This is a genomic window from Roseomonas sp. TF40 (genome assembly GCF_057219975.1).
The window spans coordinates 55,755-79,293 of the sequence record NZ_JBXVVR010000003.1; the positions used below are offsets into that span (position 1 = coordinate 55,755).

Consider the following 23,539-nt stretch of genomic DNA (forward strand, 5'->3'; position numbering starts at 1 on the left):
CCCGTCCTCTCACCACACCAGGTCGCGGAGCTGGACGTTGTCCACCAGCCCGCCATGGCTGTCATTGCCCGCGGCGAGTTCGGCGAAGCTCAGCGTGTCCATCCCGGCGCCGCCCGTGACGGTGAAGCTGTAGGTCGTCCAGCGCCCCAGGCCGGGATCGACCCGCCCGAGGCTGACCCCGTTCCAGAGCACCTCGAAGGCCTCGGATTCCGCCATGTCGGCGCGGCGGGCGCGGGCCTCGAAGGTGAGCAGGTAGTCGCGCCCCTCGGTCACGTCCACGCTCTGGCTGATCCGGTCGAGCCCCATGGCGTAGTCGATCTCCATGTGCTGGCGACCCTCGGGCGAGGCGATGCTGAAGGCCGACCAGATCTCGACCGGCCCCGCGCTGTTGGTCCAGCCCGGCACGTCGCTGCGCGGCGCCCAGGTGCCGGCGGTGAGGGCCGGCGCCTCGAAGCCGCCATTGATCAGCAGGTTCGGCCCGAGGTCGCTGCGCCCGGCGATGCTGACCGCGATCTCCTGCGTGGCGGTGCCATCGAGCGAGGCGACGAGCAGGCGATCCACCACGGTCTCGCCGGCGCCCAGCCCCTGCACGGCGGCCGCCGCGTTGTCGAGCGTGTAGCCCCAATCGCCACTCGCGGCGTCGAAGGTGAAGCGGCCATAGGCACCCTCCAGCGCGGTGGGCACGGCGAAGCGCGCCTCGCCGGCATCGGCATCGGCGATGGTCAGCCGGCCGCTCGCCGCCAGCACCCCATCCTCGGCCACGCTGCCGGTCGCGCTGCCGCCGATGCTGGCCGTGTCGTTGGCGCCGAGGATGGTGAGCGTGACCTCGGCGGTGCCGGTGTCGCCATCCGCGTCGGTGGCGCGATAGGTGAAGCTGACGGTGCGGGATTCGCCCGCCGTCAGGGACTGGAAGGCCGCGCCGCCATCCCAGGTGAAGCCGCCATCCGCGCCCAGCACCAGGGAGCCGGCGGAAGGGGGCGCGGTGAGTGTCACCGCCGCCAGCAGATCCGCGATGCTGTCATTGGCCGTGACGTTGCCGCTGACCCGCGCCGCATCCTCGCTGACGGTGAAGCTGTCCGCCACGGCCAGCACCGCATCATCGGCCGCCGTGCGCGCGATGCCATCGACCGTCACGGCGGCGGCCTCGAAGCTGCGCACGGTCAGGTTCTGGGGCGCGAAGCGGAAATCCGCCCAGGGGGTGGTGCCGGCATGCAGCAGGAAGCGCGCAAGATTGGCCTGGAATCCGCCATCGAGCCATTCGGCACGGGTCATCTCGAAGCCGAGCGTGTCGAAGCCCGCGCCGCCATCATAGATGTCGCCGCGCGCCGTGCCGACCGTCATCACCACCACATCGTTGCCGCCATCGCCATGCACCCGGTCCGCGCCGGCGCCGGCGAAGAGCCGGTCATCGCCCTCGCCGCCATGGATCGTGTCATTGCCGTCGCCGCCGAGGATGGTGTCCGCGCCCATGTCGCCGGTGGCGAGGTCATGGCCCGCGCCGAGGTCGATCAGATCGTCACCGCCATTGCCCCAGGCGACGTCGTTGCCCGCACCGGCGCTGATCGTGTCGCGCCCGTCATCGGCGGCGATGGTGTCGTGGCCGGTGCCGGCGGTGACGCTGTCATCGCCCTGGCCCGCCCAGATGGTGTTGTTGCCGCCGCCGGCCTCGATCGTGTCGTCGCCGGCATCGCCGGTCAGGCTGTCATGGCCTGACCCGGCGCGGATGCTGTCATGGCCCTCGCCGCCGACCACGGTGTTGCGGCCTTCGGCGGCGAGCAGCGTGTCGTTGCCGGCATCGCCCTGCAGGCTGTCATCGCCGGCGCCGGCGTCGATGTGGTCATCGCCCTCGCCGCCATAGGCGCTGTCATGGCCGCCGCCGGTGAGGATCCGGTCGGCCCCGGCCTCGCCCCAGGCCTGGTCATTGCCTTCGCCCAGATGCATCCAGTCGTCGCCAGACCCGCCCCAGAGCTGGTCATTGCCCGTGCCGCCGTCGAGGCTGTCCGCGCCCTCGCCGCCATAGAGCAGGTCATTGCCCGCCCCGCCGATCAGCGTGTCGGCGCCGGCCTCGCCCCAGAGCCTGTCATGGCCCAGCCCGCCATCGAGCAGGTCGCCGAAGCGCGAGCCGAAGGCACCGTCGTCGCCGGCGCCGAGCAGCGCCTCGTGGGCGTCCGTCGCATTCTGCAAGTGCAGCCAGTCGCTTTGCGCAGTGCCGCGGGCGATGACGCGTGACATGGACCAGTCTCCTCGGGGCGCGACCCGATGCCGTTGCAGAATGCAATCGCATTTTGCGACGGGTGCGCCTTCCAAGGGTCAGGAGGCAGGAACCATGCCAGAGCGGGAGGTCAGGCCTCCAGCTCGGAATCCCAGTAGAGATAGTCCCGCCAGCTCTCGTGCAGGTGGTTGGGCGGGAAGCTGCGGCCGTTTTCCTGCAGCTCCCAGCTCGTTGGCTGGCGGGGCTCCATGCGGGGCTGCATGTTGCACTCGCGCGGCAGCTTGTTGGCCTTGCGCAGGTTGCAGGGGCCGCAGGCGGTGACGACGTTCTCCCAGCTCGTCCGCCCGCCGCGCGAGCGCGGGATGACATGGTCGAAGGTCAGGTCCGGAGTGGGCTTGGGCTGGCCGCAATACTGGCACTCGAAGCTGTCGCGCAGGAACACGTTGAAGCGCGTGAAGGCCGGGCGCCGCGCCGCGGGGATGTAGTCCTTCAAGGCGATGACGCTGGGCAGGCGCATGGTCAGGCGCGGCGAGTGCACCATGGTCTCGTATTCGGAGAGGACCGAGACCCGGTCCAGGAACACGGCCTTCACCGCATCCTGCCAGGCCCAGATGGAGAGCGGGAAATAGGACAAGGGCCGGAAATCCGCGTTCAGGACGAGCGCTGGATATCCCTGTCCGCCATTGAAGTGTCCGCCATCAGGCAAGCGCCACTCCTCTCGGAAGCAGCACACCAAGCCCTGGGGCCGAAAACGTTAGTGAAGCCCCAGATTCTGTGGCATCGCCGCGTTACGGACTCCTTCATGCCAGCCGCTTCGCTGCGGCGCAACCGGCGCCTGCGCAGGATTCACGGGGCGGTCATGCGGCAGCGCTGAGCATCTTCTGCAGGCTCAGGGCGCCCAGGCTGATCCCGGCCTCATCCAGCCCATGGCCGAGCCCGGGCCGGAACAGCGTCTCCACCGGCACGTCGAGGCGCCGCAGCACAGCTTCGGCCTGCCGGCTGGCGGCGGCGGGCACCACCTCATCGGCCTCGCCATGCACCAGCAGCACGGGCGGGCGGGCGGTGATCTCGCGCGCCAGGCTGTCCGGCCCCGGCAGCGCCCCGGCATAGGCCAGGATGCCGGCACAGCCGGGGGCGAGCCGCAGCCCCGTGAACAGCGCCGTCATCGCCCCCTGGCTGAAGCCCATCAGCACCAGATCCGCCGGGGTGAGGCCGAGGCTCTCCAGCTCCGTCCGCAACCACGGCATCAGCACCATGGCTGCCGCCGCCGCACCGGCCTCGATCCGCGCCGGGGTGCGGTCCTGCAGGCTGAACCATTGCCGCCCATAGGGGGCGAGGTCGCAGGGCTCGGGCCCGTGCGGGGCGATGAACAGCGCCCCGGGCACCGCCTTGCCCCAGCCGGGCGCGAGGTCGATCAGGTCGAAGCCATCCGCGCCCACGCCGTGCAGCAGCACCACCAGCTTGCGCGGGGTGCCGCCATCGGCGGGGCCCCAGCGTGGTCCATCCAGCGTCATGCCTGCCTCTTCCCCTTCGCGCCGCTTGCACGGCACAACATGGCGATGACCGCGCCGCTGACCACCCGTTTCGCGCCGAGCCCCACCGGGTTCCTGCATCTGGGCCATGCGGCCTCGGCGCTGGCGGGCTGGACGCGGGCGCGGGCGGTGGGCGGGCGCTTCCTGCTGCGGCTGGAGGATATCGACCCCGGTCGCTGCCGCCCGGAATACGCCGCCGCCATCGAGGAAGATCTGCGCTGGCTCGGGCTGGATTGGGATGGCGCGGTGCGGGTGCAATCCGCGCATCTGCCCGAATACCGCGCCGCACTGGCCGTGCTGGACTCGCGCGGGCTGCTCTACCCCTGCTTCTGCACGCGGCGCGACATTGCCGCGAGCCTGAACGCGCCGCATGGCCCCGACGGTCCGCTCTACCCCGGCACCTGCCGTGGACTGTCCGCGATGCAGCGCGCGGAGCGGATCGGCAGGGGCGAGCCGCATGCGCTGCGCCTCGACATGCTGCGCGCCCTGGCCGAGGTTCCGGGCCCGCTCACCTATCATGAGGAAGGTGAAGGCCGGCTGCGATGCGACCCCGCGCGCTTCGGCGATGTCGTACTGGCGCGCAAGGATGCGCCCGCGAGCTACCATCTCTGCGTCACCCATGACGATGCGCTGCAGGGCGTCACGCTGGTGACGCGGGGCGAGGATCTGCGTGCCGCGACCGATCTGCACCGGCTGCTGCAGGCGCTGTTCGGCTGGCCCGAGCCCTTCTATGAGCACCACCCGCTGCTGACCGACGCGCAGGGAAGGCGCCTGGCGAAGCGCGACGGCGCCGCCACGCTGCGCGACCTGCGCGCCCGCGGTGTGACGCCCGAGGAGGCGCGCGCGATGGCTCAGCGCCCGGCGGGCAGGATGTCCAGCAGGTAGGTCTCGTTGCCGATGCCGGTGACGCGCGACGCCACGGTGAAGCCGGGCAGGTCGAGCATCCAGAGCACGGAACTGCGCGGCCCGGTCTTCTTGCCGCCGGTGATCGCGGCCCAGGCGCCATCGGCGCTGATCGCCACCCCGCGCGGCCGCGCCGGCCCGCCGGAGGGATCGACAAGATGCAGGCGCTTCACCTCCCGCGCGCTCGCCACATGCACCAGCGAGACCGTGTCGGAAGCGAAACACGTCACCACCAGATGCGCGCCATCGGGCGTGAAGGCGGCCACGAAGGGCCGCGTGCCGGTGCCGGGATCATCGGTGCCGACCTGGATGCGCGCGCTCTCACGCCGCGCGGCGATGTCGATCAGGCTGATCGTGTTGCCATAGGCGCCGGTGCGCATGCTCTCCCGCGATGCCACCGCGGCGGTCCTCTGGTCCGGGGAGACGCTGATGCCGAAACCGCCGGACTGCACGGGAATCCGCGCCACCTCCGCATCCTCTTCCCCGGCCAGGGCGCGCGCGAGATCGATGAGGGAGACATCATCCGTCCCGCCATTGGCACTCAACAGCCAGCCCGTGCCGAGCGCGCTGACGGCGATGCCGTTGGGGTTGGGGAAGCGCCCGTAATCGGCGTGCGGATTGTCGTGCCGGCAGGGCGCGCCACCGCCATCGCGCAGCCTTATGCGCCGCGCCACACGCTGCGTGGCGCGATCGATGGCGGTGATCTCCACGCCGCCATCCTCCGCCCCCGGCGCCTCGGCCGAGCCCACCAGCAGATAGGCGCCATCGGGCGTGATGGCTGAGCCGACAGGGCCGCTCGTGCCCGTCTCGATGATGCCGGCCATCGCGGCCGTGGTGCCATCGATGCGCGGGTCGCGCAGCTTGGCGAGGTCGAGCACCGTGATCGTGCCTGGGTGCCCGTGCTGGTAGCCCAGCGCGGCGGCGGCGGGCACGATACCGGAATGATTCACCACATAGCCATGCTGCCCGCTGCGCGGCACCAGCACCGAAACCGGCTGGCCCGAGGCAGGTGCGCCCTGCACATCTGGGGTCACGCGCGGGCGCGAGAGCACGGCGCGATCCGTGGCGTCATTCGCCGGATCGCGCGCGGCCTCGGCATCGATCACCGCGATGTTGTTGTCCCACCGGCCACTCGCGAGAATCAGCGTGCCACTCATGCCAGGCCACTCCGCCATTTGCGCCAGAGGATCATCAGGATGGGCACCACCAGCGCCAGCGCCGCGCAGGCCAGCAGCGTGGCCGAGAGCGGGCGTGTGACGAAGATGGCCGGGTCGCCCAGGCTCAAGGTCAGCGACTGGCGCAGCGATGTCTCGAACAGCGGTGAGAGCACCAGGCCCAGGATCATCGGCGGCATCGGCCAGTCGTAGCGCTTCATCAGCCAGCCCAGGGCGCCGAAGCCGACCAGCAGCCAGGCATCCTCGACGCTGTTGGACTGCGAATAGACCCCCGCGATGCACAGCGCGAGGATCGGCGGGTAGAGCCAGGAATAAGGCACCGTCAGCAGCTTCGCGAAGAAGCCGGCCAGCGGCAGGTTCATGATCAGCAGCAGCAAATTGCCGATGAGCATGGAGGCGATCAACGCCCAGACGAGATTGGCGTTGGTGGTGAACATCTCGGGCCCTGGCCGCACGCCGAACATGATCAGCGCGCCGAGGATCACCGCCGTGGTGCCCGAGCCCGGCACGCCGAGGCTCAGCATCGGCACCATCGCCCCCGCGGCCGCGGCGTTGTTCGAGGCCTCAGGCCCGGCCACGCCCTCGATGGCGCCCTTGCCGAAGCGCGAGGGGTCGCGCGACAGCTTCTTCTCGACGATGTAGGCGACGAAGGAGGCGATGGTGGCCCCCGTGGCCGGCAGCACGCCGATGATGAAGCCGATCACGCTGCCGCGCAGGATCGGCAGGCGCGATTGCCGCCACTCGGCGCGGGAGGGCAGGACATTCGCCACCTTCGCCACCGGCCGCGCCACGCCCGCATTGCACCCGCCCAGCACCTCGCCCAGCCCGAACAGGGCAACGGTGAGCACGATGAATTCCAACCCGTCCAGCAGCCAGACCTGGCCGAAATCATAGCGCGGGATGCCCACCTGCGGATCGATGCCCATGGTGCCGAGCGCAAGCCCCGCGAGCCCCGCCGTCAGCCCCTTGATGAGCGATCCGCCGACCGCCGCCAGCGCCATCAGCCCCAGCAGCACGAGCGAGAAATACTCGGGCGGGCCGAAGGCCAGCGCCATCTTGGCCAGGGGCGGGGCGATCAGCATCAGCCCGATCGTGCCGATGGTGCCGGCGATGAAGCTGCCGATGGCGGCGATGCCGAGTGCGACGCCCGCACGCCCCTGCAGCGCCATCTGGTAGCCATCGATGGCGGTCATCACGGTGGAACTCTCGCCCGGCACCGAGATCAGCACCGAGGTCAGGGTGCCGCCATACTGGCTGCCATAGTAGATGCCGGCGAACATGATGATCGCGCCGGTCGCGTCCATGCCGAAGGTGATCGGCAGCAGCAGCGCGATGGCCGCTGCCGGCCCGATTCCCGGCAGCACGCCGACGATCTGGCCGAGCAGCACGCCGAGGAAGCACAGCGCGATATGCGTTGGGGTGAGCGCGGCCGCGAAGCCGGCCATCAGCGAGGCAAGCGCATCCATGCCGCGTCAGCCTCCGAAGGGGCCAAGCGGCAGCGGCACGGCGAGCCACACCGCGAAGATCACGTGCAGCGCGCCGGTCACCGCCGCGGCCGCGATGAAGGCAGCGACGGGCGGCTTGCGTTCCACCAGCGCGTAGAGGGCGAGCAGCATGGCGAAGATGGTCAGCACGAAGCCCACCACTTCCAGCGCCGTGACGGCTGCCGCCGTGATCACCAGCACCAGCAGCGGCTTGCGCAGCCCGCCCTGATCCTCGGCGGGCGCGGCCGGTGCGAAGATCGCCTGCGCCGCCGACAATCCTGCGAAGCCCAGCAGCAGCACGCCGAAGACCAGCGGCAGGAAGCCCGGCCCGGGTGTCTCCCGATCCCAGCGCGGCAGTTCCGCCGCCCCCATCACCCAGACGAGGCCGAGGGTGGCGAAGATCAGCGAGACGAGGAGGTCGCCCCCCCCGATCCGCTGCCTCACGCCGGGCGGCCGAGCAATTCGCGATACAGCCGTTCCTGCGCCGCGAGGAAGTTGGTGAAATCGGTGCCCACCATGGTCGCCGCACTCGCCACATTGTCGGCGAGATACTTCTTCCACGCATCGGTCGCGACCACGCGCTGCATCACCTCGGTCCAGTAGGCGGCGGCGGCATCGGGCACCTGGCGCGGCACGGCCACGCCGCGCCACATCTGGAAATTCTCGGCGTTGATGCCCTGTTCCTTCATCGTCGGCACATTGGGCAGGTCGGCGAAGCGCGTGTCGCGGAACACGCCGATGGCGCGCACCGCGCCCGAATTCAGATGGCCCATGAATTCCAGCGGATTGCCGATCGAGGCCTGCACATGCCCGCCCAGCAGCGCGGTCAGCGCCTCGCCGCCCGAATTGAAGTTCACCATGTTCAGCTCGGCGCCGATGGCGCGGCCGAAGACGGTGATCGCCATCTGGTCGGTGGTGCCGCCGGTGGAGAAGTTCACGCTGCGCGCCGGCGCGGCGCGGGCCGCGGCGGCGAAGGCGCTCGCACTCTGATGCGGGCTGTCGGCGCGCACGAAGAGCAGGAAATCGTCGAGCATGACGTTCACGATGGGCCGCACTTCGGAGAGCGTGCGGACATTGGGCACCATGATCGGCGTGATCTGCGTGGTGCCGTTGATGAGCACCAGCGTGTGCGGATCGGTGCGCCGGCTGGCCGCGACATAGGCGATGCCCACCGCGCCGCCGCCGCCGGGACGGTTCACCGGGTTGACGGCGACGGGCACCATCCGCTCATCGGTGATGATCTTCTGGATGACGCGGGCCATGAGGTCGGCGCCACCGCCGACGGCGAAGGGAATGACGAATTCCACGTCGCGCGTCGGGCGCCAGGCCTGGGCGAGGGCAGGGCGGGCCAGGGTGAGGCTGCCCAGGCCGGCGGCGAGCGCGGTTCTGCGAGTGAGGCGCATGGCACGTTTTCCCCGATCATGTTCTTGTCCGCGCATCATCGTGACTCGCCGCGGGCAGGTCAACAATCGGTTGCAGCGATCGCCCTCAATGCCCGCCGCCGAGATAGGCGTCGCGGATCTCCGGCCGCGCGAGCAGCTCGGCGCCCGTGCCTTCCATGGTGATGCGCCCGGTGACCAGCACGTAGCCACGATGCGCAAGGCGCAGCGCCTGGTTGGCGTTCTGCTCCACCAGCAGGACGGTCAGCCCCTCCCGCGCATTCAGGTCGCGGATCGCGGCGAAGATCTGCCGGACGATGAGCGGCGCGAGCCCCAGCGAAGGTTCATCGAGCAGCAGCAGGCGCGGGCGCGACATCAGGGCGCGACCGATGGAAAGCATCTGCTGCTCGCCGCCCGACAGCGTGCCGCCGCGCTGCGCCGCGCGTTCCTTCAGCCGCGGGAAGAGGGCAAAGACCTTCTCGAGATCCCCGCCCGGATCATGCCCCTGCGCCTGCGCGCCCATCAGCAGGTTCTCGAGCACGCTCATGCGCGGGAAGATGCGGCGGCCCTCCGGGGACTGCGCGATGCCCATGCGCATGATCTCATGCGTCGGGCGCTGGGTGATGTCCTGCCCATCGTAGAGCACGCGGCCGGAACGCGCACGCGGATCGCCGCACAGGCTCATCAGCAGGGTGGATTTGCCCGCGCCATTGGCGCCGATCAGCGTGACGATCTCGCCCTTCGCGACATGCAGGGAAACGCCCTTCAGCGCCTGCACCGCGCCGTAATTCGTGACCAGCGACTCGACCTCGAGAAGGTTGCTCATGCCTCCTCCTCCTCGCCCAGATAGGCAGCGATGACGTGGCGGTCGTTGCGCACCTGCTCGGGCGTGCCTTCGGCGATCTTCCTGCCGTGGTCGAGCACGACGACATGGTCTGAAATGCGCATGACGATGCCCATGTCGTGCTCGATCAGGATCACCGAGGTCGGCGCCGGTGCCGCGGAGCGCCCATCGCGGATCGCCAGCAGCAGTTCGGACAGCTCGTCGGATTCGCGTGGATTCAGCCCGGCGGCGGGTTCGTCGAGGCAGAGAAGCTGCGGGTTGGTGCACATGGCGCGCGCGATCTCGAGCCGCCTTTGCGCGCCATAGGGCAGCGCGCCGGCGGGATCATCGGCGCGCTCGATCAGCCCGATGGCGCGCAGCCAGGCGCTGGCGCGCTCGATGGCGGCGGCCTCCGCGCGGCGATAGCCACCCAGGCCGAGCAGCGCGCCGATGCCGAAGCCCGTCGCGGCATTGAGGGCGAGGTGCTGTGCGACCAGCAGGTTCTCGAGCACCGTCATGCCCTGGAAGAGACGGATGTTCTGGAAGGTGCGCGCCACGCCGGCGCGCGCGATCAGATGGTCCTTCAGGCTCTCCAGCTGCGCCGTGCTGCCATCCGCGCGCGTGAGGCGCAGCGTGCCGCCGCTCGGGCGATAGAAGCCGGTGATGCAGTTGAACACCGTGGTCTTGCCCGCGCCGTTCGGTCCGATCAGCGCCGTGATCGCGCCCCGTTCCGCCGTGAAGCTCACGGTGTCGACGGCCAGCAGACCGCCGAAGCGCATGGTCAGGCCTTCGACCTTGAGGATCGGTGCGCTCATCCGCGGCCCTCTCCCACATGTTCCGCACCGATCGCGCGGCGCGTGCCGAGTGCGACGGTGGGGGTGCGGCTGCCGACCAGCCCGCGCGGGCGCACCACCATGATCACCACCATGGCCGCGCCGAAGACCAGCATGCGCCACTCTTCCAGGTCACGGAACAATTCGAAGCCGCCGATCATCACCAGCGCGGCCACGGCCACGCCGATCTGGCTGCCGAGGCCCCCCAGCACGACGATGGCGAGGATGATGGCGCTCTCGATGAAGGTGAAGCTTTCGGGGCTGATGAAGCCCTGGCGCGTGGCGAAGAAGGCGCCGGCGAAGCCGCCGAACATCGCCCCCAGTGCGAAGGCCGTCAGCTTCGTGGTGGTCACGTTGATGCCCAGCGCGCGGCAGGCGATCTCATCCTCGCGCAGCGCCTCCCACGCCCTGCCGATCGGCTGGCGGCGGATGCGCACGCTGACCCAGTTCGTCAGCAGCGCCAGCGCCAGGATCAGGTAGTAGAGGAAGATCACGCGGTGCACGGGGTCGGGTTCGATCCCGAAGAAACCCGCGAAGCTGTTGGGGTCGCCCGACATGTTGAATGGCAGGCCGAAGAAGGAAGGGCGCGGGATGCCGCCGATGCCGTTCGGCCCGCCGGTGAGCTCGACCCAGTTCAGCAGCACGATGCGGATGATCTCGCCGAAGGCGAGTGTGACGATGGCGAGGTAGTCGCCGCGCAGCCGCAGCACCGGGAAGCCGAGCAGGATGCCCCAGAAGGCGGCGAGGATGCCCGCCAGCGGCAGGCAGACCCAGAAGGACAGGCCGAAATACTGCGCCAGCAGCGCATAGGAATAGGCGCCGACCGCGTAGAAGGCGACGTAGCCGAGGTCCAGCAGCCCCGCGAGGCCGACGACGATATTGAGCCCCCAGCCGAGCATCACATAGGTCAGCACCAGGATGCCGAGGTCGAGCTCATAGCGCCCGATGCCCGGGATCATCGGCAGCACCAGCGCGGCCCCCAGCAGCGCCGGGGCGAAGACGACAGCGGCCTTGCCGCCGAGCCTGCCGAGCGCGATCGAGGGCGGCTTGGCCTCGCGCGCCTGCCACAGCGACAGGATCAACCGCCCCACGAAGACCAGCGCGCAGAGCCCCGCCACTTCCGGCCAGCGCGTGCGCAGGAACAGCGCGCCGCTGGGCGAGACATCGGTCCGCAGGCCGACCATGAGGACGAAGAGGCCGAAGGCAACCGCCGTCGCGATCAGCGCCTCGCGCAGCGCGATGTAGAGGAAATTCCGGCGCGGCCGATTCACGTCTCCGGGCCCTTCGGCCCTCCGACGATCGGACGCGCTCATACTTTCTCGACCTCCTGCCGCCCGAGCAGCCCGGTCGGCAGGAAGATCAGCACCAGCGCCAGGATCGAGAAGGCCGCGACATCCTTGTACTGCACGCTGAAATAGGCGGACCAGAAGGTCTCGATCAGGCCGATCAGCAGGCCCCCCAGCACCGCGCCCGGCAGCGAGCCGATGCCCCCCAGCACCGCCGCGGTGAAGGCCTTCACCCCGGCGAGGAAGCCGATATAGAAATCGATGACGCCGTAACGGAACAGGTAGAGCGTGCCCGCCACGGCGGCGAGCGCGGCGCCGATCACGAAGGTCAGGCTGATCGTGCGGTCCGTGTCGATGCCGAGCAGCGAGGCCATGCGCCGGTCCTGCTCGCAGGCGCGCATCGCACGTCCCAGGGATGTCTTGGTCACCAGCCAGGTGAAGATCGCCAGCACCGTCAGCGTCGAGCCGATGATGAGCATCTGCATGTTGGAGAGCTGCACGATGAAGTCGCCCTCGCGCATGATCTCGATGCCGCCGGTGACCAGGGGTTCGGTCGGCTTCACCCGCGCGCCCTGGCTGACCTGCACGAAGTTCTGCAGCACGATCGACATGCCGATGGCGGAGATGAGGGGCGCGAGGCGGAAGCTGCCCCGGAGCGGCCGATAGGCGATGCGCTCCACGCTCCAGCCATAGAGCGCGGTGAAGGCCATGGAGATGGCAAGCACCAGCAGCAGCGCGGCCGGGCCATCCATCAGCCCGCCCGACATCAGCATGACCACCGAGATCAACGCGATGAAGGCGCCCACCATGAACACGTCGCCATGGGCGAAGTTGATCATGCCGATGATGCCATAGACCATGGTGTAGCCGACCGCGATCAGGCCGTAGATCATGCCGAGGCTGATGCCGTTGATCAGCTGTTGCAGCGCATAGGCCACGCGCCATCCCCCTGTTGCCCCGTTACGAGGACACTCAGGGAAGCACGGCGCGCTGGCAAGCGGAGGCTGAGACGCCCGGATGAAAATTCGGAAAGCTGTCCGGCCCGAGCGGCGGCGGCCTACAGCGCGCGGATGCCCGAGGCCCGCAGCATCGGAACCCAGAGCGCGCGTTCGGCCGCGTAGAAGGCATCGACCTCGGCCGGGCTCATCGCCGGGCCGACGGGGGCGCTGCCCATGGCCTCCAGCCGGTCGCGCAGCGCGGGGCGGGCCAGCACCGCGGTCAGCGAGGCGTTGAGCCGCTGTGCGGTTGCCTCCGGCAGCGCGGCGGGGGCGGCAATGGAATTCCAGGTGCCGCCGGTGAAGCCCGGCAGCCCGGACTCCGACAGGGTGGGGATGTCCGGCGCGGCCGGCAGGCGCTGCGTGGCCGCCACGCCCAGGATGCGCGCGCGCCCGCTGCGATGATGCGGCAGGGCGGTGACGGCGGCGTCGAACATGAAGGTCAGCCGGCCTGCGATCACGTCGGTCAGCGGCAGGGCGCTGGAGGAATAGGGCACATGCACCAGGTCGCCGCGGGTGATCTCCGCCGCCTGGGCGAAGCGGGCGCCTACCACATGCGTGGTGGTGCCGGTGGGGCCGGAGCCGAACTGCATCGGCCCCTGCTCGATCCGCAGCCTGCCGAGGAAGGTGGCAAGGTCCGGCACCGCCGGATCGGCGCCCACGACCAGCGCCATCGGCACATGGTTGATGAAGGCGAGGCCGCGGATCGCCGTGGCGACGTCCACCGGCAGGGAATCGAAGAGGGCGAGGTTCATCACCAGCTGCGAGACGGTGCCGAAGAGCAGCGTCTCGCCATCCGGCTCGGCGCGGGCCACCAGTTCGACCGCGCGGCTGCCAGCCACGGCGGGCTGGTTCTCGACCAGGATGCGCCGCCCCTCGGCCTCCTCCCAGGCGGCGGCGACCAGCCGGGCCACGACGTCGGCATTGGCGCCGGCGCCGGAGGCGACGATGAGGCGGATGGGGCGGGGGGTCTGCGCCTGCACGGCAGGGCTGGCGAGGGCAGAGAGGGAGGCGGTGAGCAAGGCGCGGCGTGCGAGGGGCATGGCGGGGTCTCCTTGCCCGTTATATGAGAATGAGAATCGTTCTCATCAAGAGCAGTCCGCGCGGCTGGCTCTACTCCGGCTCCTCCTCCGGCTCCGGCGCGGCCGGGATGGCGTAGTCGCCCTGCAGCCAGCGGCCGAGATCCACCTGCTGGCAGCGCTCGGAACAGAAGGCGGCGCGGGGTTGCAGGATCGGCTGGCGGCAGATCGGGCAGCGTCGCGGCCGGGGTGCGGCGGGCTTGTTCATGCGGGTTCCAGCACTTCCTGCCCGGGGCGCAGCAGGGGATCGGGGCGCAGCAGCAAGGCGCGCCCGGCCCCGGCCGCGAAATCCGCCAGCGCGGCGGGCAGGGAGTCGAGTGCGGCCAGCACGCCGGGATGGGCGCGCAGCGCCAGAGCCTGGGCGGGCTGGGCGGCAGCCTCCGCTGCCGCGCGGCGCAGCGCGGCCAGGCCATGGGTCAGGGGCGAGGCCGGCAGGCCAAGCACCTCATGCAGCGCGGGGTGGATGCGCGGGCGCACCACCTCCATCAGCCCCAGCCGCGTCAGGCCGAGCAGGCGCGGGCCGAGCGGGTCGCCAGACAGGGCTTCGGCGAAGGGCTGTTCCAGTGCGCCGCGCTGCTTCGGCGACAGGCCGGCGAGATCGAGCAGAATGGCGCCGCCGAGGTTGCGCAGGCGTATCTGCCTGGCCGCTTCCTCCACCGCGCGGCGATTGACCGTCTGCACATTTCCGGTGCCGGAATCGACATCGATGGCGGTCAGCGCCGGGGTGGGGTGGATCAGCAGACGGCCGCCGCCGGGGAGGGGGACCTCGGCCTCGGTCAGGCCCGCGAAGGCCTCCTCGAGCGCGGCATCGAAGGCGCGCGGCACGCGCTGCACCCGCGCGGCGCCAATCTGCCGGGCCAGGCGCGCGGCGAGGGGGGCGCCATCGGTCAGCACCATCGCGCCGGGCCACCGATGCGCGAGTCGCAGCGCGGCCTCAGGGCCACGGGCCAGCAGGCCGAGACGATCCGTGGCGAGCGCACGTTCCGCGGCGCTCAGCTTCGCCGTGACGCGCGGCCCCTTGCCGCCCAGGGCGGCGCGGGTGATGCGCACCGGCAGGATCTGTCCCTCCTGCACGCTCCGGCCGATGGGCTGCCGGCTCTCCGCCGCTTCATTCTCCGCGAGGAAGGCGGTACTGCCATCGCCGAGCAGCAGGAAGGCGCCGCTCATCGCGGGGGCAAGGGCGCTCACGCGGGCCATGTGCAGGTCGCCCACGCCATCGGGGCGGCCAGGGCGCTCGACGACCGCTTCGGTCAGCACATCGTCGCGGAGAAGCGCCAGGCGATGCTCGCCGGGCGAGACGGAGACCCTGATGATCTCGGGGACGTCCGTGGCGTCGCGCGGCCGATTCACGCTTCCGGGCATGCGCCCTCCGGCGATCGGGCGCGGGTCACGGCCTCAGCCAGCCCGCGCCTCGCAGGATCTGCGCCGTCTCGAACAGCGGCAGGCCGACCACGTTCGAGTGGCTGCCGGAGAGGAAGCGCACCCAGGCCTCGGCGCTCTTCTGGATCTGGTAGCCGCCGGCCACGCCCCGCCACTCGTCGCTGTCCAGGTGCGCCGCGACCTGCCCCGGGGTGAGGCGCTGGAAGGTGAGGATGGTGGTGACCAGCCTTTCGGTGCGCTGGCCATCGGGCCGGCGCAGGCACACGCCGGTCATCACGCGATGCCGGCGGCCGGAAAGGGCCTCAAGGAAGGCCTGGGCCTCGGCCCGGTCGCGCGGCTTGCCGAGGATGCGCCGGCCGAGCCCCACCACCGTATCGGCGGCGAGCACGAGGGATTCCGGCGCGAGCGACGCCACCGCATCGGCCTTGCTGCGCGCAAGGCGCATGGCCAGGGCACGCGGCACCTCGGCCTTCAGGGGGGTTTCGTCGATATCCGCTGGCAGCACGCGATCCGGCACGATGCCGAGGCGGGCCAGCAATTCGATCCGGCGCGGGCTGGCCGAGGCCAGGACAAGCGGCGGCGCCACGGTGGCGCCGATCTACTTGAACCGGAAGGTGATGCGACCCTTGGTCAGGTCGTAGGGCGTCATTTCCACGTTCACGCGGTCGCCGGCCAGGACGCGGATGCGGTTCTTGCGCATCTTCCCGCTGGTGTGGGCGAGCACCATGTGTTCGTTGTCGAGCTTCACGCGAAACATCGCGTTGGGCAGCAGCTCGACCACCTGGCCGCTGAACTCGATCATGTCCTCTTTAGACATGCGGATTATTCATCTCTGGCTTCTCGGGCATGGAGACGGGAAACCGCGGCTGGCCGCGGCGCGCGGAACATGATCGTGACCGGCGCGCGGGTCAAGGCGCAGAAAGCGGCAAGCCGAGCCGCAGGGCGATGCTGTCGCCATGCGCGTCCAGCCCCTCGGCCCGCGCGAGGGTCACCGCCGCCGGCCCGATCGCCGCCAGCGCCGCGGCATCGGCCTCGATCCAGGTGGTGCGCTTGAGGAAGTCGAACACCGAGAGGCCGGAGGCGAAGCGGGCCGTGCCGGAGGTCGGCAGCACATGGTTGGGCCCGGCGACGTAGTCGCCCAGCGCCTCGGGCACGTAGCGGCCCAGGAAGGCCGCGCCGGCATGGCGGATCCGGCCGAACAGCGCGCGGGGGTCGGCCACCATGATCTGCAGGTGCTCCGGGGCGAGGCGGTTGGTCAGCGTGGCGGCTTCGTCGAAGTCGCGCGCGACGATGATGGCACCATGCGCCGCCCAGGAGGCGCCGGCGATGGCGGCGCGTGGCAGGCGCTGCAGGGCGGTGGCGACGGCGCGCTCCACCGCCTCGCCGAAGGCCGCGTCATCGGTGATGAGGATGGCCTGCGCGGCCTCGTCATGCTCGGCCTGGGCGAGCAGGTCGAGCGCCACCTCGGCGGGGTCGTTGCTGGCATCGGCCAGCACCACGACCTCCGACGGGCCGGCGATGGAATCGATGCCGACCCGGCCGAAGACCTGGCGCTTGGCTTCCGCGACATAGGCGTTGCCCGGCCCGACGATGCGGTCCACCGGGGCGAGGGACGCCGTGCCATAGGCCAGCGCCGCCACCGCCTGCGCGCCACCGAGGCGCCAGATCTCGGTGACGCCGGCCAGGTGAGCGGCGGCGAGGACCAAGTTGTTCAGAACGCCGTCCGGCGTGGGCACGCACATGGCGATGCGCGCGACGCCCGCGGCCCGGGCCGGCAGCGCGTTCATCAGCACCGAGGACGGATAGGCCGCCTTGCCGCCGGGCACATAGATGCCCACCGCATCCAGCGCGCCCCAGCGCATGCCGGCGGTGACCCCGACCTCATCGGTGCGTTCCAGGTTCTGCGGCAGCTGGGCGCGGTGGAAGGCTTCGATCCGCTGCGCGGCGAGTGCCAGGGCCTCGCGCTGCGCCACCGGGATGGCGGCGACGGCGGTGGCGATCTCGGCCTCGCTGACGCGCAGCCCGGCCATTCCCTGCGGCTGCCAGCGATCGAAGCGCGTGGTCAGGCGCAGCAACGTGGCATCGCCCTCGGCGCGGACATCCGCGATGATGGCGGCGACGGCGGCATCCACCCGCGCGCCCTCCTCGCGCCCGGATTCGAGCAGGGTGCGGAAGAAGGGCTCGAAATCGGGATGGCTGGTGGACAGGCGCTTCATCTTGCGTGGGCCTCGGCGAGGGCGGCGCGGAAGCGGACGATCCAGGTGCCGATCGCCTCGGGCCGGGTCTTGAGGGCGGTGCGGTTGACGATGAGGCGCGAGGTCACATGCGCGATCACATCCGTCTCGACCAGGCCGTTGGCCTTCAGTGTGGAGCCGGTCTGCACCAGGTCCACGATCACCCGCGACAGGCCGAGCGAGGGGGCGAGCTCCATGGCGCCGTTCAGGTGCACGATCTCGGCCTGGATGCCCCGGGTGGCGAAATGGCGATGCGCGATGGTGGGGTATTTGGTCGCGACCGCGATGCGCGAGGCCGCGGCGATGTCGATGCGCGAAGCCGGCGAGACCGGCTCGGCCACCGAGACACGGCACCGGCCGATGCCCAGGTCGAGCGGCGCATAGATCTGGTCGTAGTCGAATTCCATCAGCACATCGGCGCCGCAGACGCCGATATGCGCCGCGCCATGCGCCACGAAGGTCGCGACATCGAAGGGGCGCACGCGCACCACGTCGAGCCCCGGATCATTGGTCTCGAAGCGCAGCCGGCGGCTGTCCTCATCGGTGTAGTCGGCGGCCGGGACGATGCCGGCGCGCGCCAGCACCGGACCCAGCTCGGCCAGGATCCGGCCCTTGGGCAGCGCGAGGATCAGCGGCGTCGCGGCCTCGCTATGCGTGGCCGGATCGGCGGGATAGGGGGTGGCGGTCATGCGCGCGGGGTAGCACCCCGGAAGGGCGCGCGGAAGGGAGCGCGCGTGTGCGTGTGGGGCCCCAAGCTAGCCTCCGGCAATGGCAGCCACCCTGGCGGACGGCGAAGCCGGCCGAGGCGCCGAACGGCGCCCGCCGCTCATGCGGCGAGCCAAGCCCGCGGAGCGGGCGCCCGGCGCCTGAGGGCTAAACGGTGAACTGTTCCGCCAGGATCCGCTCGGACAGGCCGTGGTCCGGGTCGAAGAGCATGGTCAGCGAGACGCCCCGGTCCTCCCACACCTCGACGCGGCGCACGTCGCGCACCTCCGTGTAGTCGGCGACGGCGGCGACGGGGCGCTTTTCGGGCTCCAGCACCTCGAACACCACCCGCGCCTCGGCCGGCAGCAGCGCGCCGCGCCAGCGGCGGGGGCGGAAGGCGGAGATCGGCGTCAGCGCCAGCAGATTGGCGCCCAGCGGGATGATCGGGCCATGCGCCGAGAGGTTGTAGGCGGTGCTCCCGGCGGGGGTGGAGACCAGCACGCCGTCGCAGATCAGCTCCTCCAGCCTTTCCTTGCCGTCCACCACGATGCGGATCTTGGCGGCCTGGCGGGTTTCGCGCAGCAGCGAGACCTCGTTGATGGCCAGCGCCTGGACCGGCTGGTCATCCTCGCCCACGAAGGCGTTCATGCGCAGCGGGTGCAGCGTGGCTGCCTGCGCGGCGGCGAGGCGCGCGGGCAGGTCATCCTCGCGGTAGCTGTTCATCAGGAAGCCGACGGAGCCGCAATTCATGCCATAGACCGGCCGGTTGCGGCCCAGCAGGCGATGCTGCGTCTCCAGCATCAGCCCATCGCCGCCCAGGGCGACGATGAAGGCGGCGGTCTCGGGATCCGCCTCGCCGTAGCGCGCGACCAGCCGCGCCTGCGCCGCCAGGGCGTGTTCCGTGCCGGCGGCGAGGAAGGCGATGCCTGGGCTCACGCCAGCGTGTCCACGCGCCGGGCATCGCGGTGTTCCAGCACCGGCATGTCGCGCCGCACGCGCGCCGTCACGGCCGGATCGATGCGTGCGGTGGCCCAGCCGGTGCCGTCGCTGCACTTGGCCACGACATGGCCCCAGGGGTCGGCGATCAAGGAATGGCCATAGACCTGGCGGGTCGCGCCGCGCTCCTCATAGGCGCCGTGGCTGGCGGCGGCGATGATCCAGCACTGGGTCTCGATGGCGCGCGCGCGCAGCAGGACCTCCCAGTGATCCTTGCCGGTCTGGAGCGTGAAGTTGGACGGCACGAGGATGGCCTCGGCACCCATCCGGCGAAGCGCGACGAACTGCTCGGCGAAGCGCATGTCGTAGCAGATGGTCAGGCCCAGCTTCACGCCGCCGGCCTCGACCACGACCAGCTCCGTGCCCGCACCGTAGAGCGCGCTTTCGCGGTAGCCGGTGCCGTCGGGGGCGGTGATGTCGAACAGGTGGATCTTGCGATAGCGCGCGATCTCACGCCCTGTCGGGTCGAAGACCAGCGTGGTGTTGTAGAGCTTGTCCGGCCCCTGCTCGATGATCGAGCCGCCATGCACATGGATGGCATGGGTGCGTGCGAGGTCGCGCAGGAATTCATAGGCAGCGCCGCCGGTCCCGCCGGGCTCGGGAAGGATCTCGGCGGCGGCATTGCGTGCCTCGCGCCCGCCGCCGAGATTCGTCCAGGTCTCGGGCAGGCTGACCATGTCCGGCCGGTCGGCGGCGATGGCGCCCTCGATCAGCCGGCGGGCCTGGTCGATGTTCGAGGGCTTGTCGGAGCCCTGGTTCATCTGGATGACGGCGACGCGCATGCGGGCTCCTTGCGAAGAGCCCGCATCAAGCCCAGTCGGCGGACCGTGGGCAAGGCCCCGGCCCGCTCAGGCGTCAGATGGCCTGCAGGCCGTTATTGGTGACGATGATCTGGCTGGCGCGGCAGATGTCCACGCGGCGCAGCTCGGCGCTGCGGCCATTCTGCCAGACCACCCGGAAATCATAGGCGCCGGTATTGGCGGCCCGGTAGTTCACGAAGCGGCCCGGCGGCAGGACATTGGTGCCAAGCTGGTCATTGCCCCAGGAACCGAAGCTGGCGTGGCTGAAGAACAGCTGCGCGACCGTCAGGGAGGACTGGTTCACGACGCGGAAGGAGGTGTCGCAGCCCGGCACGATCACGGTGTTGGTGGTCACGGGGCGCCGGTTGTCCTCGGTGCAGGCCACCAGGCCGAGCGCGGCGAAGCCCAGCAGGCCGGCCCGCGTGATGAATCCCTTTCTCGAAACCGCCATGGCGTTCCCCGATATTGCCGATTGATGACCGGAACGCATGATAATCGGACAGGTCGGGTCGGCAACCCCGGTTCAGCGACGATCCCGCGGCCAGTCCAGGCGCGGCTCCGCACGGCCCGCGCCACGATCGGGCCAGGCGGCGGGGGGCGGCACCGGGGGGGCGCCGCGGGGCGGAGGCTCCTCGAAGCGCGGCGGTTCCACCCAATCCTCCTCGACGGGTGGCGCGCGGCGCCGGCCCGGCTCCGGCAGGCGGAGGGTGAGGCTGCGGATTTCCGTCTGGATGTCGTCGAGCTGCGCCTCGATGGCTTCCAGGCGGCCCTTCACGCCGAACACGCTGAAGGGCATGAGCAGATAGGCGAGCACCACGAGCGCGACGACCAGCAGCAGCACCAGGCTGGCCCATTCGGGCAGGCCCGGGATGGTCAGCGCCGCGAGGATGCCTTCCAACATCCCCTCAGCCGCCCGTGACGCTCATGTGCCGTGCCACCGCGGGCGCGCGCCGGGTGCGGTCGATGACGAAGTCATGGCCCTTCGGCTTGCGCGCGATGGCGTCGAGCACCGCCTGGCGCAGGCCTTCCTCATCCACGGAAGGGTCACGCAAGGGGCGGCGGAGATCCGCCGCATCGTCCTGGCCCAGGCACATGTAGAGCGTGCCGGTGCATGTCAGCCGCACGCGGTTGCAGCTTTCGCAGAAATTATGGGTCATCGGCGTGATGAAGCCGATCTTCTGGCCGGTCTGCGCCACCGTGTCATAGCGCGCAGGCCCGCCGGTATTGTGGTCCGAGGGCACCAGCGTCCAGGTCTGCTGCAGGCGCTGGCGCACCAGGGAGAGCGGCAGGTACTGGTCCGTGCGGTCGCCGCCGATGTCGCCGAGCGGCATGGTCTCGATCAGGCAGAGGTCGAAGCCGTGCTCGCCGCACCAGGCCAGCATGCGGTCGTATTCGTGCTCGTTCACGCCCTTCAGGGCCACGGCATTGATCTTCACGTGCAGGCCGGCGGCCTTGGCCGCGAAGATGCCGTCCAGCGTCTGCTCGATCTTGCCCCAGCGAGTCACGGCGGCGAAGGTCGCCGGGTCGAGCGTGTCGAGGCTCACATTGATGCGCCGGACCCCGGCCGCGTACAGCTCCGTGGCCATCCGGGTCAGCTGGGTGCCGTTGGTGGTGACGGTCAACTCCTGCAACCCGCCCGCGCCCAGCCGCGCGCCCAGGCTGCGGAACAGGCTGATGACGTTCTTGCGCACCAGCGGCTCGCCCCCGGTCAGGCGGATCTTCTCGACGCCGAGGCCGATGAAGGTGCCGCAAAGGCGGTCCAGCTCCTCCAGGCTCAGCACCTCTGCCTTTGGCAGGAAGGTCATGTCCTCGGCCATGCAATAGACGCAGCGCAGGTCGCAGCGGTCGGTGACCGAGACGCGCAGATAGCGGACCCGTCGGCCGAACGGATCGATCATGGCAGGCTTTCCCCAATCATCGGCCCGATCGGGGCCGTCCCCAGGGGCATTTGGTCCGCCCCCCCTCGGTATTGCAAGCCCTTCAGGCCAGGACGGTGACCAGCCCGGTCGCGACCAGGAAAATCAGCGCGAGCCGCTTGTAGAGCCGTTCCGGTATCACGTGGAACAGGCGCACGCCGATCGGGACGCTGAGCAGCATGACCGGCAGCAGGATCAGGAGTTTCGCGATCACCTGGAACCCCATCAGCCCGCCGAGCGCGGGTGGGATGATGGAGATCACCGAAATGGTGGCGAAGAACAGGATCAGGTTGGCCCGGTGCTGCTTCGCCGCCTCCGGCCCCGCCAGCATGTAGAGGATGACCGGCGGCCCGCTGATGCCCGTGGCCCCCTTCAGCAAGCCCGCCAGCCCGCCGACGGCGAGGTTGAGCGGCAGCGGCCGCGCACCGTGGTAGCGCCAGCCACTCGCCAGCAGCAGGCCGAACACCAGCACCAGCGCGCCGATCGCCCGGCGGAGTGCATCCTGGTCGGCGGTCAGCAGCACGAAGGCACCGAAGGGGGTCATCAGGCAGGCGGCAGCGCCGATCGGCAGGATGACCCGCCGATCCGCCTGGCCGAACGCCTTTGGCAGCAGCTGGAGCGAAACCGCGAGTTCCATCAGCAGCATCACGGGCACGCCGATGCGCGGCCCCCAGAGCACCGAATAGGCCGGCGCCAGCAGCACCGCCGTCCCGAAGCCGGAATAGCCGCGCATCACGCCGGCGATGCTGGTCACCACGATCGCCGCCCAGATCCGCCAATCCGCGAACAGCACCGCGAGATCGGCCATCACCACGTTCAAGCCCGTTCCTCCGGCAGGATGTCCAGAACCACGGCCGGGCCGATCAGGGTCTTCTTGCCGGCATGCTCGAAATTCACCGTGATGCGCTCGCCCGCGACCGACTGCACCTGCCCGATGCCCCAGTCCGGGAAGGCCGGATGGCGCACGCGCAGCCCGGGGAAGATCTCACTCGCCATGCGCGCCAGTTACCAATCATTAGCGGGTTGCGCCTAGCCTCCCCGCCCTCTGGCCGTCACGGGGCAGCCCCATTCCTGCTGCATGGGATCGTGCGGCCTGTTTTCGGCAGCCGCTTTTTTGGGCAGCCGCGTGAGGAAGGCGCAGGGCAGAATGCGCTGCGAGACGGAGAACCAGGATGGTAGCTGTGAAGATTGGCCTGGCGCAGATGGTCTGCACGCGGCTCTGCCACGATCTCGGCGGCCCTGCCGGGGCACTGACCGGCGCGCTCGACCTGCTGGAGGGCGAGGGTGATGACGCGCTTGAGGTCGCGCGCGATGCGGCACGGATCATCGACCGGCGCATCCGCTTCTTCCGTGCCGCGGTCGGGGGGGCTGCCGGAGAGTGCCGGCGTGACGACCTGGCCCAGGCGGCGGAGGGGCTGACCCTGGGGCGTCGGGCGAATATCGACCTCTCCGCCCTGAGTGCCGACATGGTGGTGCCGGCCGCGATGGCGCAGTCGCTTCTCCTGGCGCTCTGGATCGGGATCGACGCCCTGCCGCGCGGCGGCACCGTGCGCGTGGGTGGCACGCTGGCGGCGGGCCTTTCGATCTGGCCCGATGGCCCGTCCTCGGCCTGGCCGGTGGGGCTGGCCGCCGCGCTTGCGGGTGATGAGGTGGCTCTCACGGCGCGTGGCGTGGCGGTGCCGCTGCTGATCGCGAACAGCCAGGCGGCGGGCCTGCGCCTGGACCTTCTGCTGGGTAGTACACCCGGGGCGGCGCCGCTGCTGCTGAGCGGGCCGGATCGCCCCTGATTTCTGCGCGCCATTTACGG

At 70.5% G+C, this 23,539-nt stretch carries 27 protein-coding genes; 2 read left to right on the forward strand and 25 right to left on the reverse strand.

Annotated elements, in window-relative coordinates; genetic code table 11:
* Positions 1-9: 9 nt before the first annotated feature.
* The 3 genes from AC2D9U_RS10095 to AC2D9U_RS10105 form a co-directional block, all read right to left on the reverse strand.
* Positions 10-2,232, reverse strand: a complete 2,223-nt coding sequence (locus AC2D9U_RS10095; protein ID WP_484748450.1) for a VCBS domain-containing protein — start codon at positions 2,230-2,232, stop codon at positions 10-12.
* 110 nt (positions 2,233-2,342) lie between these two features.
* The gene (locus tag AC2D9U_RS10100; RefSeq protein ID WP_484748451.1) at positions 2,343-2,918 is read right to left on the reverse strand and encodes an HNH endonuclease; all 576 of its coding nucleotides are present in this window, start codon (positions 2,916-2,918) and stop codon (positions 2,343-2,345) included.
* Between the two features lie 151 nt (positions 2,919-3,069).
* On the reverse strand, positions 3,070-3,726 hold the full coding sequence (locus AC2D9U_RS10105; RefSeq protein WP_484748453.1) for an alpha/beta hydrolase: 657 nt from the start codon (positions 3,724-3,726) through the stop codon (positions 3,070-3,072).
* A 45-nt stretch (positions 3,727-3,771) separates the two neighbouring features.
* On the opposite strand from AC2D9U_RS10105, the gene gluQRS reads away from it, so the two are divergent.
* The gene (gluQRS, locus tag AC2D9U_RS10110) at positions 3,772-4,629 is read left to right on the forward strand and encodes a tRNA glutamyl-Q(34) synthetase GluQRS (RefSeq protein WP_484748454.1); all 858 of its coding nucleotides are present in this window, start codon (positions 3,772-3,774) and stop codon (positions 4,627-4,629) included.
* Here the strand turns inward: gluQRS and AC2D9U_RS10115 are convergent.
* The 22 genes from AC2D9U_RS10115 to AC2D9U_RS10220 form a co-directional block, all read right to left on the reverse strand.
* On the reverse strand, positions 4,596-5,804 hold the full coding sequence (locus tag AC2D9U_RS10115) for a YncE family protein (protein ID WP_484748455.1): 1,209 nt from the start codon (positions 5,802-5,804) through the stop codon (positions 4,596-4,598). The two genes, gluQRS and AC2D9U_RS10115, sit on opposite strands and share 34 nt — an antisense overlap.
* Positions 5,801-7,288, reverse strand: a complete 1,488-nt coding sequence (locus AC2D9U_RS10120; protein WP_484748456.1) for a tripartite tricarboxylate transporter permease — start codon at positions 7,286-7,288, stop codon at positions 5,801-5,803. The genes AC2D9U_RS10115 and AC2D9U_RS10120 overlap by 4 nt, the downstream gene beginning before the upstream one ends.
* A 6-nt stretch (positions 7,289-7,294) precedes the next feature.
* Positions 7,295-7,750, reverse strand: coding sequence for a tripartite tricarboxylate transporter TctB family protein (locus AC2D9U_RS10125; protein WP_484748458.1), 456 nt, complete (start codon positions 7,748-7,750; stop codon positions 7,295-7,297).
* Positions 7,747-8,709 carry a Bug family tripartite tricarboxylate transporter substrate binding protein gene (locus AC2D9U_RS10130; RefSeq protein WP_484748459.1) on the reverse strand — a complete coding sequence of 321 codons (963 nt, stop codon included), beginning with the start codon at positions 8,707-8,709 and terminating at the stop codon, positions 7,747-7,749. The genes AC2D9U_RS10125 and AC2D9U_RS10130 overlap by 4 nt, the downstream gene beginning before the upstream one ends.
* 85 nt (positions 8,710-8,794) lie before the next feature.
* Entirely contained in the window at positions 8,795-9,511 is a 717-nt protein-coding gene (locus AC2D9U_RS10135) for an ABC transporter ATP-binding protein (RefSeq protein WP_484748461.1), read from the reverse strand.
* Complete coding sequence (locus AC2D9U_RS10140) at positions 9,508-10,323, reverse strand: ABC transporter ATP-binding protein (RefSeq protein WP_484748462.1); 816 nt, start codon at positions 10,321-10,323, stop codon at positions 9,508-9,510. The genes AC2D9U_RS10135 and AC2D9U_RS10140 overlap by 4 nt, the downstream gene beginning before the upstream one ends.
* Positions 10,320-11,612 (reverse strand): high-affinity branched-chain amino acid ABC transporter permease LivM, encoded by a 1,293-nt coding sequence (gene livM / locus AC2D9U_RS10145; RefSeq protein ID WP_484748463.1) that lies wholly within the window; start codon positions 11,610-11,612, stop codon positions 10,320-10,322. Before livM ends, AC2D9U_RS10140 begins: the two co-directional genes overlap by 4 nt.
* Before the next feature lie 38 nt (positions 11,613-11,650).
* On the reverse strand, positions 11,651-12,565 hold the full coding sequence (locus AC2D9U_RS10150; RefSeq protein ID WP_484748465.1) for an ABC transporter permease subunit: 915 nt from the start codon (positions 12,563-12,565) through the stop codon (positions 11,651-11,653).
* A 119-nt stretch (positions 12,566-12,684) separates the two neighbouring features.
* Positions 12,685-13,665, reverse strand: coding sequence for a Bug family tripartite tricarboxylate transporter substrate binding protein (locus AC2D9U_RS10155; RefSeq protein ID WP_484748466.1), 981 nt, complete (start codon positions 13,663-13,665; stop codon positions 12,685-12,687).
* Between the two features lie 70 nt (positions 13,666-13,735).
* Positions 13,736-13,909 (reverse strand): DNA gyrase inhibitor YacG, encoded by a 174-nt coding sequence (locus AC2D9U_RS10160; RefSeq protein ID WP_484748467.1) that lies wholly within the window; start codon positions 13,907-13,909, stop codon positions 13,736-13,738.
* Complete coding sequence (locus AC2D9U_RS10165) at positions 13,906-15,051, reverse strand: ribonuclease E/G (protein WP_484748469.1); 1,146 nt, start codon at positions 15,049-15,051, stop codon at positions 13,906-13,908. Before AC2D9U_RS10165 ends, AC2D9U_RS10160 begins: the two co-directional genes overlap by 4 nt.
* Before the next feature lie 37 nt (positions 15,052-15,088).
* On the reverse strand, positions 15,089-15,667 hold the full coding sequence (locus AC2D9U_RS10170; RefSeq protein ID WP_484748470.1) for a Maf family protein: 579 nt from the start codon (positions 15,665-15,667) through the stop codon (positions 15,089-15,091).
* Positions 15,668-15,679: 12 nt separating this feature from the next.
* Positions 15,680-15,898, reverse strand: coding sequence for a translation initiation factor IF-1 (infA, locus tag AC2D9U_RS10175; protein ID WP_007003972.1), 219 nt, complete (start codon positions 15,896-15,898; stop codon positions 15,680-15,682).
* A gap of 91 nt (positions 15,899-15,989) precedes the next feature.
* Complete coding sequence (gene hisD / locus AC2D9U_RS10180; RefSeq protein WP_484748472.1) at positions 15,990-17,297, reverse strand: histidinol dehydrogenase; 1,308 nt, start codon at positions 17,295-17,297, stop codon at positions 15,990-15,992.
* Entirely contained in the window at positions 17,294-18,004 is a 711-nt protein-coding gene (hisG, locus tag AC2D9U_RS10185) for an ATP phosphoribosyltransferase (RefSeq protein ID WP_484748474.1), read from the reverse strand. Before hisG ends, hisD begins: the two co-directional genes overlap by 4 nt.
* 184 nt (positions 18,005-18,188) lie before the next feature.
* Positions 18,189-18,956, reverse strand: coding sequence for an NAD kinase (locus tag AC2D9U_RS10190; protein ID WP_484748476.1), 768 nt, complete (start codon positions 18,954-18,956; stop codon positions 18,189-18,191).
* Positions 18,953-19,798, reverse strand: coding sequence for a carbon-nitrogen hydrolase family protein (locus AC2D9U_RS10195; RefSeq protein WP_484748478.1), 846 nt, complete (start codon positions 19,796-19,798; stop codon positions 18,953-18,955). Before AC2D9U_RS10195 ends, AC2D9U_RS10190 begins: the two co-directional genes overlap by 4 nt.
* Positions 19,799-19,871: 73 nt before the next feature.
* Positions 19,872-20,267 carry a hypothetical protein gene (locus AC2D9U_RS10200; RefSeq protein ID WP_484748480.1) on the reverse strand — a complete coding sequence of 132 codons (396 nt, stop codon included), beginning with the start codon at positions 20,265-20,267 and terminating at the stop codon, positions 19,872-19,874.
* A 72-nt stretch (positions 20,268-20,339) separates the two neighbouring features.
* Positions 20,340-20,717, reverse strand: coding sequence for a hypothetical protein (locus AC2D9U_RS10205; RefSeq protein WP_484748481.1), 378 nt, complete (start codon positions 20,715-20,717; stop codon positions 20,340-20,342).
* Between the two features lie 4 nt (positions 20,718-20,721).
* Positions 20,722-21,714: a GTP 3',8-cyclase MoaA gene (gene moaA / locus AC2D9U_RS10210; RefSeq protein WP_484748483.1), complete on the reverse strand. Its 993-nt coding sequence runs from the start codon at positions 21,712-21,714 to the stop codon at positions 20,722-20,724.
* Positions 21,715-21,796: 82 nt separating this feature from the next.
* Entirely contained in the window at positions 21,797-22,540 is a 744-nt protein-coding gene (locus AC2D9U_RS10215) for a sulfite exporter TauE/SafE family protein (protein ID WP_484748484.1), read from the reverse strand.
* 8 nt (positions 22,541-22,548) lie between these two features.
* Entirely contained in the window at positions 22,549-22,728 is a 180-nt protein-coding gene (locus tag AC2D9U_RS10220) for a DUF3553 domain-containing protein (protein WP_484748485.1), read from the reverse strand.
* A gap of 176 nt (positions 22,729-22,904) precedes the next feature.
* Here AC2D9U_RS10220 and AC2D9U_RS10225 point away from each other — a divergent pair, with 176 nt between their 5' ends.
* Positions 22,905-23,519 (forward strand): histidine phosphotransferase family protein, encoded by a 615-nt coding sequence (locus AC2D9U_RS10225; protein WP_484748486.1) that lies wholly within the window; start codon positions 22,905-22,907, stop codon positions 23,517-23,519.
* Positions 23,520-23,539: the final 20 nt, after the last annotated feature.

What these genes read in the sequence shown, in the direction of transcription:
- AC2D9U_RS10200 (WP_484748480.1), bottom strand. Translation starts at nt 20,267, where the DNA reads ATGGCGGTTTCGAGAAAGGGATTCATCACGCGGGCCGGCCTGCTGGGC.
- AC2D9U_RS10130 (WP_484748459.1), bottom strand. Translation starts at nt 8,709, where the DNA reads ATGCGCCTCACTCGCAGAACCGCGCTCGCCGCCGGCCTGGGCAGCCTC.
- AC2D9U_RS10155 (WP_484748466.1), bottom strand. Translation starts at nt 13,665, where the DNA reads ATGCCCCTCGCACGCCGCGCCTTGCTCACCGCCTCCCTCTCTGCCCTC.
- AC2D9U_RS10195 (WP_484748478.1), bottom strand. Translation starts at nt 19,798, where the DNA reads ATGCGCGTCGCCGTCATCCAGATGAACCAGGGCTCCGACAAGCCCTCG.
- AC2D9U_RS10220 (WP_484748485.1), bottom strand. Translation starts at nt 22,728, where the DNA reads ATGGCGAGTGAGATCTTCCCCGGGCTGCGCGTGCGCCATCCGGCCTTC.
- AC2D9U_RS10120 (WP_484748456.1), bottom strand. Translation starts at nt 7,288, where the DNA reads ATGGATGCGCTTGCCTCGCTGATGGCCGGCTTCGCGGCCGCGCTCACC.
- AC2D9U_RS10105 (WP_484748453.1), bottom strand. Translation starts at nt 3,726, where the DNA reads ATGACGCTGGATGGACCACGCTGGGGCCCCGCCGATGGCGGCACCCCG.
- AC2D9U_RS10205 (WP_484748481.1), bottom strand. Translation starts at nt 20,717, where the DNA reads ATGTTGGAAGGCATCCTCGCGGCGCTGACCATCCCGGGCCTGCCCGAA.
- infA (WP_007003972.1), bottom strand. Translation starts at nt 15,898, where the DNA reads ATGTCTAAAGAGGACATGATCGAGTTCAGCGGCCAGGTGGTCGAGCTG.
- AC2D9U_RS10215 (WP_484748484.1), bottom strand. Translation starts at nt 22,540, where the DNA reads ATGGCCGATCTCGCGGTGCTGTTCGCGGATTGGCGGATCTGGGCGGCG.
- moaA (WP_484748483.1), bottom strand. Translation starts at nt 21,714, where the DNA reads ATGATCGATCCGTTCGGCCGACGGGTCCGCTATCTGCGCGTCTCGGTC.
- AC2D9U_RS10115 (WP_484748455.1), bottom strand. Translation starts at nt 5,804, where the DNA reads ATGAGTGGCACGCTGATTCTCGCGAGTGGCCGGTGGGACAACAACATC.
- hisD (WP_484748472.1), bottom strand. Translation starts at nt 17,297, where the DNA reads ATGAAGCGCCTGTCCACCAGCCATCCCGATTTCGAGCCCTTCTTCCGC.
- gluQRS (WP_484748454.1), top strand. Translation starts at nt 3,772, where the DNA reads ATGACCGCGCCGCTGACCACCCGTTTCGCGCCGAGCCCCACCGGGTTC.
- AC2D9U_RS10135 (WP_484748461.1), bottom strand. Translation starts at nt 9,511, where the DNA reads ATGAGCAACCTTCTCGAGGTCGAGTCGCTGGTCACGAATTACGGCGCG.
- AC2D9U_RS10160 (WP_484748467.1), bottom strand. Translation starts at nt 13,909, where the DNA reads ATGAACAAGCCCGCCGCACCCCGGCCGCGACGCTGCCCGATCTGCCGC.
- hisG (WP_484748474.1), bottom strand. Translation starts at nt 18,004, where the DNA reads ATGACCGCCACCCCCTATCCCGCCGATCCGGCCACGCATAGCGAGGCC.
- AC2D9U_RS10095 (WP_484748450.1), bottom strand. Translation starts at nt 2,232, where the DNA reads ATGTCACGCGTCATCGCCCGCGGCACTGCGCAAAGCGACTGGCTGCAC.
- AC2D9U_RS10140 (WP_484748462.1), bottom strand. Translation starts at nt 10,323, where the DNA reads ATGAGCGCACCGATCCTCAAGGTCGAAGGCCTGACCATGCGCTTCGGC.
- AC2D9U_RS10225 (WP_484748486.1), top strand. Translation starts at nt 22,905, where the DNA reads ATGGTAGCTGTGAAGATTGGCCTGGCGCAGATGGTCTGCACGCGGCTC.